Annotated in this window: 13 protein-coding genes; 6 read left to right on the top strand and 7 right to left on the bottom strand. The window is 63.6% G+C overall.

The annotated features are described in order from the left end of the window. Positions 1 to 693 carry a double zinc ribbon domain-containing protein gene (locus ACKVEX_RS03000; protein ID WP_473214194.1) on the bottom strand — a complete coding sequence of 231 codons (693 nt, stop codon included), beginning with the start codon at positions 691 to 693 and terminating at the stop codon, positions 1 to 3. 158 nt (positions 694 to 851) lie between these two features. Between ACKVEX_RS03000 and ACKVEX_RS02995 the strand changes: the two genes are divergently transcribed. After that, on the top strand, positions 852 to 1,745 hold the full coding sequence (locus ACKVEX_RS02995) for a methyltransferase domain-containing protein (protein WP_473214193.1): 894 nt from the start codon (positions 852 to 854) through the stop codon (positions 1,743 to 1,745). Next, positions 1,742 to 2,395: a pyrimidine 5'-nucleotidase gene (locus tag ACKVEX_RS02990; RefSeq protein ID WP_473214192.1), complete on the top strand. Its 654-nt coding sequence runs from the start codon at positions 1,742 to 1,744 to the stop codon at positions 2,393 to 2,395. Before ACKVEX_RS02995 ends, ACKVEX_RS02990 begins: the two co-directional genes overlap by 4 nt. Positions 2,396 to 2,411: 16 nt before the next feature. Here the strand turns inward: ACKVEX_RS02990 and hemB are convergent, their stop codons facing one another. After that, positions 2,412 to 3,428, bottom strand: coding sequence for a porphobilinogen synthase (hemB, locus tag ACKVEX_RS02985; RefSeq protein ID WP_473214191.1), 1,017 nt, complete (start codon positions 3,426 to 3,428; stop codon positions 2,412 to 2,414). 164 nt (positions 3,429 to 3,592) lie between these two features. Continuing rightward, the gene (gene yihA / locus ACKVEX_RS02980) at positions 3,593 to 4,297 is read right to left on the bottom strand and encodes a ribosome biogenesis GTP-binding protein YihA/YsxC (protein WP_473214190.1); all 705 of its coding nucleotides are present in this window, start codon (positions 4,295 to 4,297) and stop codon (positions 3,593 to 3,595) included. Between the two features lie 121 nt (positions 4,298 to 4,418). Between yihA and ACKVEX_RS02975 the strand changes: the two genes are divergently transcribed. Continuing rightward, on the top strand, positions 4,419 to 5,033 hold the full coding sequence (locus ACKVEX_RS02975) for a c-type cytochrome (protein WP_473214189.1): 615 nt from the start codon (positions 4,419 to 4,421) through the stop codon (positions 5,031 to 5,033). A 70-nt stretch (positions 5,034 to 5,103) separates the two neighbouring features. On the opposite strand, the gene ACKVEX_RS02970 is transcribed toward ACKVEX_RS02975, so the two are convergent. Next, positions 5,104 to 5,919 (bottom strand): ferritin-like domain-containing protein, encoded by an 816-nt coding sequence (locus tag ACKVEX_RS02970; protein ID WP_473214188.1) that lies wholly within the window; start codon positions 5,917 to 5,919, stop codon positions 5,104 to 5,106. A gap of 321 nt (positions 5,920 to 6,240) precedes the next feature. Between ACKVEX_RS02970 and moeA the strand changes: the two genes are divergently transcribed. From moeA to phoU, 3 genes are all read left to right on the top strand, one after another. Beyond that, a complete protein-coding gene (moeA, locus tag ACKVEX_RS02965; protein ID WP_473214187.1) occupies positions 6,241 to 7,494 on the top strand; it encodes a molybdopterin molybdotransferase MoeA in 1,254 nt (417 codons plus the stop codon). A gap of 33 nt (positions 7,495 to 7,527) precedes the next feature. Then, a complete protein-coding gene (rpiA, locus tag ACKVEX_RS02960; protein WP_473214186.1) occupies positions 7,528 to 8,199 on the top strand; it encodes a ribose-5-phosphate isomerase RpiA in 672 nt (223 codons plus the stop codon). 100 nt (positions 8,200 to 8,299) lie between these two features. Continuing rightward, entirely contained in the window at positions 8,300 to 9,001 is a 702-nt protein-coding gene (gene phoU / locus ACKVEX_RS02955) for a phosphate signaling complex protein PhoU (RefSeq protein ID WP_473214185.1), read from the top strand. Between the two features lie 139 nt (positions 9,002 to 9,140). Here the strand turns inward: phoU and ACKVEX_RS02950 are convergent, their stop codons facing one another. Genes ACKVEX_RS02950 through argA form a run of 3 tightly spaced genes read right to left on the bottom strand, consistent with a single transcriptional unit; the run spans position 9,141 to position 12,524 of the window. Continuing rightward, a complete protein-coding gene (locus ACKVEX_RS02950; protein ID WP_473214184.1) occupies positions 9,141 to 9,413 on the bottom strand; it encodes an oxidative damage protection protein in 273 nt (90 codons plus the stop codon). A gap of 4 nt (positions 9,414 to 9,417) precedes the next feature. After that, complete coding sequence (locus tag ACKVEX_RS02945; protein ID WP_473214183.1) at positions 9,418 to 11,199, bottom strand: sensor domain-containing diguanylate cyclase; 1,782 nt, start codon at positions 11,197 to 11,199, stop codon at positions 9,418 to 9,420. Then, the gene (gene argA / locus ACKVEX_RS02940) at positions 11,196 to 12,524 is read right to left on the bottom strand and encodes an amino-acid N-acetyltransferase (RefSeq protein WP_473214182.1); all 1,329 of its coding nucleotides are present in this window, start codon (positions 12,522 to 12,524) and stop codon (positions 11,196 to 11,198) included. Before argA ends, ACKVEX_RS02945 begins: the two co-directional genes overlap by 4 nt. Positions 12,525 to 12,610: the final 86 nt, after the last annotated feature.

Below are 12,610 nucleotides of genomic sequence, written 5' to 3'. Positions count from 1 at the left end.
TCACACGGGAGCCGGGGTTCGGGCGACGACCAGATTCTCGACTCGGGCCGCACCGTGCCGCTTAAGGCATGTGGCCAGCGCTTCGAGGCTTGCACCCGTGGTCATCACGTCGTCGACGACTGCGACATGACGGCCATGCAGTCCGACGCGGCACGCAAAGGCGCCTCGCATGTTGGTCCTTCTGTCGCTCAATGGCAAGTCGGCCTGGGCTGCCGTATCGACCACCCGTTCCACGACGAAGCCCTCGGGCGACCTGCCGTAGCGACGAGCAAGAGGCCGGGCGATCTCCATGGCCTGGTTGAAACCGCGCTGGCGCAGCCTCGCCGGATGCAGCGGCATGGGCAGGATAAGGTCCGGCGCGGGCGAAAGTGGAAACTCGGCCAGCATCGCGCCAAAATGCCCCGCAAGCGCAAGCCGGCCCCGGTACTTCAGGGCCTGCACGAGACGGTCGACCGGAAAGCGATACAGATACAGCGCGTGCGTCGCATCGAAAGGTGGCGGTTTGCGCAGGCAGGCGCCGCATACGTTGGCGTGCGCGCTGGGTAGCGCGCACACCGGGCAGCAGTCGGCCGGCTGGTAAGGCATGGCGACCGCACATGCGGCGCACACCGGCGATCCCGCATCCGACTGACCGCACACCAGGCAATGCTGCGGGATCAAATGCTGGAGGATACGATCGAAGCGATTGTGCATCCGTCACTCCCGTGAGTTTGACAAGGCCGCAGGCGATCACCGAACATGCCGGACCGCCGACACGACACACATTTTATGCCATACGCTTGTACCTACATGTCCGATGCGGGTTCGATGATCCGAAACATCCCCTTTTGCAAGGGCGAGAGGTCCGACACATGACCGGCACTGCCGAATTCGCGCTCGATCGCGACCTGGTTCGACGGCGTTTCAGCCGCGCGGCTAAGACCTATGACGACAGCGCAGTGCTGGCGCGCGAGATCGCGCGTCGCATGGACGAACGGCTGGACTACATACGGATCGACCCCCGGTGCATCCTCGACATCGGCTGCGGCACCGGCGCCGACCTGGCTCGCCTGGGCGAGCGCTATCCGACGGCCGCCCGATACGGCATCGATTTCGCGCTACCGATCCTCCCGCGCCCGGACCCGAGCCCAGGCCTGCTCGGACGTCTGCTGCGTGCCGAGCGCAACGGGCCGCGATGGCTGGGCGGCGATGCGACGGCCTTGCCGCTCGCACGTGGCAGCGTGTCGCTGGCCTGGTCGAACCTGATGCTGAACTGGCTGACCGACCCCTTGCCAGCACTCGCGGAGATCCACCGGATCCTCGAAGTCGGCGGTCTGATGATGTTTTCCACGCTCGGGCCGGACACGCTCAAGGAGTTGCGCGAGGTGCTGCCGGACCGGTGCGGCGACCGGGTGCATCGTTTCATCGACATGCACGACATCGGTGACGCACTGGTGAAGGCCGGCTTCTCCGATCCGGTCATGGACATGGAAGTGATCACGATGACCTATCCGAGCATCGATCGCCTGCTCGCGGATCTCAAACAGTCCGGCTGCACGAACGCATGCACCGGCCGACCAAGAGGCCTGTCCGGCCGTGCCGGCTGGGCTCGGGCGCAGCAGGCACTCGAATCCGGCCGCCAGCAGGGCGGCATTCCGGTCACCTTCGAGGTGGTGCAGGGGCACGCCTGGAAGGCCGCACCGAAAACCACCGAAGACGGCCGCGCGGTGGTGCGTTTCATGGATCGGCCGGGGGGCCCCCGATGAGTCCACAGGGACCCACCACCTGGCTCTTCGATCTCGACAACACGCTGCACAACGCCAGCGCGCACATCTTTCCGCACATCAACCGCAGCATGACCGCCTATCTCGTGCAGCATCTCGCGCTCGACGAGGCCGAAGCGAATGCATTGCGGCTGCACTACTGGAAGCGCTACGGGGCCACGCTGCTCGGGCTGGTCAGACACCATGGCACCGACCCGTGCCACTTCCTGCAGGAGACCCATCGTTTCGAGCGACTGCATTCGATGATGGTGTTCGACCGTGCGCTGCGCACGATGCTGAAACGGCTTCCCGGTCGCAAGATCGTGTTCTCGAACGGTCCGCAGCGCTATGCGCGAGAGGTGATCGAAGTGATGGGCATTGCCCCCTACCTGACCGACGTCTATGGTATCGAGCAAATGCGCTTTCACCCCAAGCCCGGCATACAGGCCTACCGATACCTGCTGCGCGACCACCGCCTGAACCCGAGGCAATGCATTCTGGTCGAGGATTCCCGCGAGAACCTGCGCACGGCCAAACGCCTCGGCATGAAGACAGTGCTGGTCGGACGCGGCTCGGGCCAGCCCGCCTATGTCGATCTGAAGCTGGATTCCATTCTCGACCTGAGGCGGGCGCTGAGCCGACTGGGGCCCTGAGCGCTACGCTCCGGATTCAGCGGCCGTTTTTCAGCCAGCGCGCGGCATCGAGTGCGAAGTAGGTCAGGATGCCGTCGGCTCCGGCGCGCCTGAACGCCAGCAGCGCCTCCATCACGCAGGCCTCTTCGGCCAGCCAGCCCTGCGCGATCGCGGCCTTCAGCATCGCATACTCGCCACTGACCTGGTACACGTAGGTCGGGACCTGCAATTCGGACTTCACGCGGCGCACGATGTCCAGATACGGCATGCCCGGCTTCACCATGAACATGTCTGCCCCCTCGGCGATGTCGAGCGCCACCTCGCGGATGGCCTCGTCGCTGTTGGAGGGATCCATCTGGTAGGTGTATTTATTGCCCTTGCCGAGATTGCCTGCCGACCCCACCGCATCGCGGAAGGGACCGTAGAAGCTGGATGCGTACTTGGCCGAATAGGCCAGGATGCGCGTGTGGATGCGACCGTTCGCATCCAGTTCGGCCCGAATACGCCCCACCCTGCCGTCCATCATATCGGACGGCGCAACGACATCCGCACCGGCCTGCGCGTGGCACAGCGCCTGTTTGGCCAGCGCCTCCAGCGTCTCGTCGTTGAGCACGTAGCCGGATGGATCGTCCGGCGCGATCAGCCCGTCCTGCCCATGGCTGGTGTAGGGGTCGAGGGCGACGTCGGTGATCACGCCAAGTTCCGGAAAGCGCGCCTTCAGGCCCTGAACCACGCGCGGCACCAACCCTTCGGGATTCCAGGCCTCTTCTGCGCCGGGCGTCTTGTCCGCGACATCGATGACCGGGAACAGCGCCATCGCCGGCACACCGAGTTCGAGCATTTCCTCGGCCACCGCATACAAACGGTCGAGCGTGACCCGATTCACGCCAGGCATGGACGGCACCGCCTCGGTGCGGGACGCGCCATCGAGCACGAACACCGGGTAGATCAAATCGTCGCTGGACAGTCGGGATTCACGCATCAATCGACGCGAAAAGTCGTCGCGTCTCATACGTCGCATCCGGGTCGTGGGAAAATGGCCGGGGGCTCGCATAGTCTTGCATTCCTCGATTCAGGTTACGGATCGGATCGACCGATCGCAGGCTTACAAATCGTTGTAACTGGAGCACGGCACTCGGGAACTTCGAACGCCCTGCAAAATCTCAATGTTCGGATGAGCCAAGCCATCCCCCGCTTTCCCTCCCTGAGCGGGTGCCTTCATGATGAGGCGTTTGACCCCGGGTCTTCTTCCCCTTTGACCCGGGGTCTTTCTTTTTCCGTGACGGATCCGGCGACCTCCTCGACCATGGCGGATTGTGCAGCAACGTCTCCCAGGCCCAACCAGCCCGCCACGACCTGCTCGACTTCGTCGGCACCGATCCTCTTCAGGCTGGAGAACAGTTGAACGCTGACCTGCGAACCCATGTCGGCGAGCTCGCGCTGAACGAAGGCCCTGGCCGCACTGGCCTGGTTGCGCGAAAGCTTGTCGCACTTGGTCAGCAGGATGTGCATCGGGCGCCCAGACGGTGCGAACCATCCGATCATCTGACGGTCCAGCGGTGTGAGCGGATGACGCGAATCCATGATGAGCACCAGGCCGATCAGGTTCTCACGGCTGCGCAGGTAGGTCTCGAGCAGATTCTGCCACTGACGACGAATGCTCTCCGGAACCTTTGCATAACCATAGCCGGGCAGATCGACCAGTGCGGCGCCGGAGTTGAGCCGAAAGAAATTGATCAGCTGCGTGCGTCCGGGGGTCTTGGATACGAACGCGAGCCGGGTGTGCCCGGCAAGCGTATTGATCGCACTCGACTTCCCGGCATTCGATCGCCCCGCAAACGCGATTTCCGCTCCTTTGGGCGGCGGCAGCCCGGAGGGCTTGGCAATGGAAATCTCGAATTGTGCGTTGCGAAAAATGGGCATTGAGGCCTTGTGCTGGACGGCATCCAGAAGGAGAAAAAGCCTGATTGCATCGCGCAAAAACAGCTTCTTATTATAGAATAGCAACTTTGAGACAACCGCTCACGGCTTTTCCGAGGACACTATGATCAAGCGTTCCCTGCTGATTTCGCTGCTGCTGGTTGCTGGCAACCTTCAGGCCCAGGCTGCCACCGACGCCAAACAGACCGTCGAGACGGTTTGCGCGGCCTGCCATGGCCTGGACGGCAATAGCGTGCTACCAGAAAACCCGAAACTCGCTGGTCAGATTCCCGAGTACCTGTACAAGCAGATGCGCGACTATTCGTCCATCGATGGTGCGCCGCCCGCTCGCGAGAACGCGATCATGAACGCGATGATCGCAAGCCTCGATGACGACGCCAAGCGCGAGGTCGCAGCCTATTTCGCGTCTCAGGAACTCAAGCCCGAGGCGGCCAGGAATCTCGACACCCTCGAACTGGGTCAGAGCATCTGGCGCAGTGGCATCATGGCCAAGGGCTTACCCGCATGCGCCGCCTGTCATGGCCCCGCCGGCGCCGGCCTGCCAGCCCAATATCCGCGTATCGCGGGTCAGTACGCAGAATACACGCTGCTTCAGTTGCAGCACTTTAGGGAGGGGGTTCGCGCCAACGACCCGGCAGAGATGATGCGCTCGATCGCACTGAAGATGACCGACGCCGAGATGCGCGCAGTCGCCGACTACGCGGCTGGCTTGCGCTGACCGATCGCAGGTCTGAAAAGGGTGGCCTGGCCACCCTTTTTTCGTCCGCGCTCGCCGCTACGGCGTCGGATCAACGTCGCGCCAAGGCGGTCAGGTGCGCTAGTTCCTGGACCGAGAACCCGGCAGCCAGCCTCGCCGCATCGTGCATCGGGGGTTGAGGTCTGGGTGCATCGAAGCTGTCGATCAGGTCCAGATAGGTCTGCTCGGGCTCGAGGCCCCGCTCGGCACACAGCCGCTTGAACCATCGATCACCGAGTGCGACATGACCGACTTCATCACGCAAAATGATGTCGAGCACGGCGACACTTTCCGTGTCCCCGATCTTTCGGAGTTTGGCGATGATCGGCGGCGTCGCGTCCAGGCCTCGCGCTTCCAGCACCCGCGGAACCAGGGCCATCCGTGCGAGCGGATCGCCCGCCGTCTTGCAGGCCATCTGCCACAGGCCGTTGTGCGCGACGAAATCGCCATAGTCGAAGCCAAGTGCGCGCAACCGGTCTCGTACCAGGCCGAAATGCATCGCCTCCTCCGCTGCGACCTGCAACCATCCCTGATGAAACTCGGCGGGAAAAGAGCGAAAGCGCATCACGCAGTCCAGCGCCAGATTGATCGCGTTGAACTCGATATGCGCGATCGCATGGAGCAAGGCTGCATGCCCCTCCGGCGTGGTCACCCGCCTTCTGGGCACCCGTTGTGGATCCACCAACTCGGGGCACCGGGGCCGACCGGGTTTCGACACGGGGTCGGGATCATCCACGCCCTGCTCACTCACGCAACGCCCGGTGCGCCAGTCGTCCAGCACACGCAGCACTGCCGCGCACTTGTGGTCGGGATCATCGATCAGGAGCGCCGCTGCTGCGCGCCGATGCACCGATACAGAAGAACTCATCGCACCCATCCGTGCAGAAACCGCAATTCGATGCTGGCGCCCAGCGGCATGTCCGTGCCCATCTGCACGCGTGTCGCAACACGCCCCGAAGTCTATCAGGTCGGACACATACGCGACCAAGCGCCTTCGCACCTCGGCAGGCAGGGCTCCGTCCGGCGGATATAATTCCGCTTGCAGCCGACCCAAGGGGTTGGCGCTCGAGACACACTCGGACGTCCCGACAGCCACGTCAGGGGTGAATCGTCCGGTTGGATCCTGGATAATGACGGCATTCGAGACCGACTCACGTTGGCCTGGCACACACCGAAATCAGGACTGCAAATGAAGAGCACGCCCTCGCCCGATCGACCCACGACCTCGTCGAATCTCACCGTTGCCGAGGCGCGACACAGCATCCTGTCGCAACTTGCACCGGTCGCAGGCTGGGAGTGTGTCCCGGTCCGGCAGGCACTCGACCGCTTCCTCGCCGAGGATGTGATCGCACCGTGCAATGTTCCGGCTCACGACAATTCGGCGATGGACGGCTATGCGGTGCGCTTCGACGATCTGTCGGTCGACATCGACACATCGCTGACCGTCGTCGGGACAGCCTTCGCAGGCAAGCCGTTTTCCGGTCTCATCGGCACAGGCCAGGCAGTCCGAATCATGACCGGCGCCGCAATTCCACAGGGCGCCGACACGATCGTAGTGCAGGAGATCACGCGCAGCGACGGCAGACAGGTGATCGTTCCGCCGGGGCAGAGACGCGGGCAAAATCTGCGCCGTGCAGGCGAGGACCTCGCGCTGGACGGTGTCGCCATCCCGGCCGGGCGCCGTTGCGGTCCCGCTGAACTCGGTCTGATCGCGTCACTCGGCATCGCCGAAGTGACGGTCAGACGTCGGCTGCGCGTGGCGTTCTTCTCGTCCGGTGACGAGATCGCGTCGATCGGCAAGCCGCTTGCGCCGGGTCAGATCTACGACAGCAATCGCTACACGCTGTTCGGAGCGCTGACACGACTCGGCTGCGAGATCATCGACATGGGCGTGATCCGCGACGACCCCGCCGCGCTCGAAGCGGGCTTCCGCTCCGCAGCCGATTGCGCCGACGTGATCCTGACCAGCGGCGGCGTATCGGTCGGTGAGGCGGACTTCGTCCGGGAACTCGTCAACCGGCTCGGTCGGGTCGATTTCTGGAAGATCGACATCAAGCCCGGAAGGCCGATGGCGTTCGGCCGGATCGGCGATGCGTGGATGTTCGGCCTGCCCGGCAATCCGGTGGCCGTGCTGGTCACGTTCTATCAGTTCGTGCAGGACGCGCTGCTGAAGCTAGGTGGGGCAGACCCGGTCCCGGAACCCGCCCTTTTTCGCGTACCCTGCATCGATGCGATCGCCAAGCGCCCCGGGCGCCGTGAATTCCTGCGGGGCCGGCTCATCGAGGACGACAGGCAACGCAGGGTCACGGTGGCTGGCGCCCAGGGTTCGGGTATTCTCAAATCGATGTCCGACGCGAACTGCTTCATCGTGCTGCCGGAGTCCTGCGGCGACGTCGAGGCAGGCGCATCGGTCGACGTGCAGATGTTCGACGGCCTCGTATAGCCAAACCCCCAACCCTCTCTGGAAGACATGCGCATGACGCAGGATGAACTCAAGAAGGCCGCCGCGATGGTCGCCCTCGAGTATGTCGAGGACGAATCAGTCGTCGGTGTCGGCACCGGCTCGACGGTCAATCATTTCATCGACGGACTCGGGCAGATCCGCGACCGGATCGCCGGTGCCGTTTCCAGCTCGGAGGAGAGCACCGCCCGTCTGGCCGCGCTCGGCATCCCGGTCATCGACCTGAACGACGTGACCAACCTACCGGTCTATGTCGATGGTGCGGACGAGATCGATGATGGATTCAACATGATCAAGGGCGGCGGCGGCGCGCTGACCCGTGAGAAGATCGTCGCCGAGATCGCCACCCGGTTCATCTGCATCTGTGACGCCAGCAAGCGCGTAAGCTTTCTCGGGCGTTATCCGCTGCCGGTCGAGGTCATCCCGATGGCGCGCGCGCTGGTCGAGCGGGAACTCCGCAGGCTGGGCGGCGAACCGGTCCTGCGGGCGAACTTCATGACCGACAACGGCAACCTGATCCTGGATGTACACGGACTCCGCATCACGGCACCGGCCGAGCTGGAGAGCGAGATCAACCAGATCCCGGGCGTCGTCACCAACGGCCTGTTCGCCCGTCGTGGCGCAGACCTGTTGCTGCTCGCCAGCGAGAGCGGTGTCGAACGCCTCGTCGCGCAACACAATGTCTGACCGCTCGTCGGTTTCGTGAGCACGCAGTCTGCGTGACCGAAACATTGACGTAACAATCCGCTGATAGCCTCGTGTCGTTGGCGCCAAAGGTAAATGAATCATGAAGAAACACACATTCGAACAGTTCGACGTGGAGCTCGAATCCCTGCAGAAGCGCGTGCTGATGCTCGGTGAGGTCGTGTGCCAGCAGGTGCTCAGAGCAATGGACGGCTTGGCCAACAACGACATCGATCTGATCGAGGATGTGATCAAGACCGACAAGGCGATCAATCGAGAGGAGGTCGCACTCGACGAACAGTGCATCGAGATGATCGCGCGCCACGCGCCGACCGCGAACGATCTTCGGCTGATCATGAGCGTGATGCAGATGGGCACCGATCTCGAGCGGGTCGGCGACGAGGCCAAGAAGATCGCAAAGGCGGCCCGCCTGATCGTGGAGTCCGAATCCGCATTCGTACCCAAGGTCGAGTTGCACTATGTCTCCGAGATGGCGGTCGGCATGCTCAGGAGCGCACTCGATGCCTTCGTACGCCGGGATCCCACCGCATCGGCACAGATATTGCGCCAGGACAAGGAAGTGGACGCGATCTTCAAGGGCATCGTACGCCAGCTGGCGACCTTCATGATGGAGGATCCGCGCCTGATCACGCGCTCGCTCGATGTGCTGTTCATCGCGAAGTCCATCGAACGGGTCGGCGATCATGCCACCAACGTGGCCGAGCTAGTCGTCTACATGGTCAAGGGTCGCGACGTTCGCCATGACAGCATCGAAGACGTGGAAAGACAGGCGCGAGGGCAGTGATTTCGCGGCCCGAACGCGTCGGAAACGATTCATGACTGAATCGGCATCCCCTGGCTGACAGCCCGATCACGGGCCGCTCAAGCAAAACGCCCGAGTATTGTCGGGCGTTTTGCTTCTGGTCTCTGGCGATTCGCCCCGGTCAGCTCGACGGCGGCACGTAGCCCCCAACCTGGTCCGCCCCCTCGCCGAAGAAATGCTTCTCCATCTGCTCGGCCAGATACTTGCGCGCACGTGCATCCATCAGATTCAGACGGTTTTCGTTGATCAGCATGGTCTGGTACTTGACCCACTGCTGCCACGCTTCTTTCGAGACATTCTCGAAAATCCGCTTGCCGAGTGCACCCGGTACCGGCGGCAGGTCCAGCCCTTCCGCCTCCCGTCCCAGTTTCACGCAATTGACGATACGTGCCATGTCTTCAGTCCTCTCTGCGGTTGTACGCCTGATTCTTCGAGTGCGACATTCTAGCCGATTCATCCGAGCCCTTCGGCGCGATCGTCCAGCGATTGCGCCCCGAGGCCTTGGATCGATACATCGCTTCGTCGGCTGCCGCGATCAGGGATTCGGCCGTGGTCGCATGGCCCGGATAGAGCGCAATGCCGAGGCTCGCGGTAAGCTTGACCGGACTCCCGTCGAAGTTGAACTGCAGGGCCGCGACACCCTCGACGATACGTTTCGCCAGTTCGAACAGGCCCGCCACATCGGCATCCGGCACCAGCACCGCGAATTCGTCCCCCCCGAGCCGGAAGAAGGTTTCGTTGCGCCGGATGATGCCACCGACCTCGCGGCTCATCCTGACCAGGACCTCGTCCCCGGCCTGATGCCCGAACTCGTCGTTGATCGGCTTGAATCCGTCCAGATCGAAGATCAACAGGCCCACCGAATACTCCCGGCGCTCGGCATCCGCGAGCACACGATTGAGGTCCTCGTGGAAACGCCGCCGGTTGTAAAGGTCGGTCAGCGGGTCGCGCTCGGCCAGTTCGACCAGGCGTTCCGCGGTGCGCCGTTGCTCGGTCACGTCCTCGTAGATCCAGACCCGACCGATGCCGCGCGTGCCCGGCGACCCCTCGACCACCGCCGACAGGTCGGTGACGAGACGACCATCCTTGAACCGGATCTCGCGCGAGGATTGGCCGGCCCCGTCGGCGATCACGTTCTGTATGCTTCGGAAATAGATCTCGGGTTCCTCGAGCAGCGTGGCCACCCGGTTCTGAAGCACCACGTCGCGCATGCCGATCAGGTTCTCATCCGGCGGGAAGCCCCAGATGTCGAGCATCGCGCGATTGTAGTAGAGCACCCGATGATCCCGATCCATGAACAGGATGCCGAGTCGAATCACGTTCAACAATGCGGTCAACCGCTTCCGTTCATCGTTGCTGCGCGACAGGTAATGTTCGCGCAGGGCCTGTGAACGGCGCAACTCGGCCACGGTTTCCAGCAGCTTGTACTCGGTTTCCTTGCGTGTCTGTACGTTCTCGGCCGACAGCCTCAGTCCAACCGGTCGACCGTCCCGTTCGACGCGGCGCCAGCGACAGGCCACCCAACAGATTCCTCCGCCGGCGCCACGCAGACGCATCTCGAACGACTCGGTCTCGCCCTGCTCGGCAACGCGCTTCACCACACCACGGCAAAACCCCAGGTCCGAATCGTAGGCGAGTAACGTGAGCGGATCGTCTGCCGCCAGGCAGTCGGCACGAGAAATGCCCGTCACGTCCTCGACCGACGGACTGATCCACACCAGGCGCGAGTCGGGATCGAACAAGGCCTCGATGCCGTACACGCCTTCGGCGATTTCACGCAGCAGGTCCGCCTGCCGCACCGCGGCGTCGATGCGTTCCAGCATCGCGGCCGAAGCCATCTCGGCGCCAGGCCGATCAACCGCCACAATCGCGTCCAGCCGGTCGAGCCGACGCGACAGCACATGTTCGCCCCGTTCGCGTGTGCAAGTACGGCCGTTGACATGCGCATGGGTCATCAACGTGACTGGCAGCCCGACCAGCAACGTCATCGCGAGCAAGAGCACCCACCATGCCCCGCCTCCCACCGCGACCGCGACCGCTGCCGCAACGAACGTGCCTCCCCCCACGCCAAGCCCGGCCATCACCGACAGAACGAGCGCCCGCCTGCTCCGGCCATGCGCATCCGAAACATGCGCGCCGTCGGAGCGTTCGAGCGGAGATCGATCCGGCGGGTCGCTCATAGGGCCTTCACGAACACCTTGGAGCGACGCTGGTAGTTGTACAGCTCTCGCTTCTGGCGCGGAAGTGCATCCAGCCCGATCTCCGTAAAACCGCGCTCCCTGAACCAGTGCGCGGTCCGGGTCGTCAGCACGAACAAGCGCTCCATGCGCTGCATGCGGGCACGCTGCTCGATGCGTTTGAGCAGGTGGTCCCCGAGCCCGACGCGCCGATATTCCGGCGTGACCGCGAGGCATGCGAGCTCGGCTGCACGCTCGTCACTGAAGGGATAGAGCGCCGCGCAGCCGACCAGCACGCCGTCATGCTCGACCAGTGTGAAGCGTTCGATTTCCTGCTCCAGCAGTTCCCGACCACGGCGCACCAGTGTACCGTCGAGTTCCATCGGCGTGATCAGCGCGACCAACGCGCCCACATCCTCGAACGACGCCTCCCGGAAGCGGAACAGCGGGTCCCGAGACACGACCGTGCCGACCCCGGAATGGGTGAAGAACTCGAGCAACAGCCCGCCGTCCTTGTCGTGATCGATCAGATGCGCCCGCGCGACGCCGCGCCGCACCGCCCTGACGGCGCACGGCAGATAGAGGTGCAGATCCTCGGTCAGACCCTGGCCGGCTTCGAACATGCGTTCCGCTTCGTCGGCGGTGACCGAATCGATCAGATGTCCGGCCTCATCGAGCAGACCGGGAGCATCGCACAGGTAGATCAGTTTCTCTGCTCGCAGCGAGATCGCTACTGCCTCGGCAACCTCCTCCACGCTGAGGTTGAAAATCTCGCCGGCGGGCGAGACCCCGAGTGGCGAGATCAGCACGACGTTGTGCTGGTCGAGATCGGCATTGATCTCGTCCGCGATGATCTTGCGCACCGCGCCGGTGAACTGGAAGTCGACGCCATCGACCACGCCGACCGGACGGGCCGTGATGAAATTGCCCCCCGTGACCCGCATGTAGCTGCCAGCCATCGGCGTATTCGGCAGGCCCTGCGACAGCAGGGCCTCGACCTCAAGCCGGGTCACCGCCATCGCGGCCTTCACGCATTCCAGCCCGGCCGCGTCGGTGACTCTTAGACCGTTGTGATAGCGTGGTTCCAACCCGCGACGGGCCATCTCGGCCTCGATCTGCGGGCGCGCGCCATGCACCAGAACCAGGCGAATACCGAGCGCGACGAGCAGGTTGCAGTCGTAGGCCAGGCGCTGGGCGCGGTCACCGCCCGCGACCTCTCCGCCGAATCCGATGACAAAGGTCTTGCCGCGAAACGCATGGACATAGGGCGCCGCGCCTCTAACCCAGGCGACGAACTGCGCAGTTGAATCGATTTCAGTGTGCGGCATGCTGAAGGGCCAGAAAGCGCTGGGTCATCGGAACGATCCAATTCTAGCGGAATGACGCGCGCTTGAGCGCCAGGCTGCAGCCTACA

The sequence above is a fragment of the Denitraticella aggregata genome (assembly GCF_048158365.1).
Lineage (GTDB): Bacteria > Pseudomonadota > Gammaproteobacteria > Burkholderiales > Rhodocyclaceae > Azoarcus_F.
This window is presented reverse-complemented; position numbering and strand designations above follow the sequence as displayed.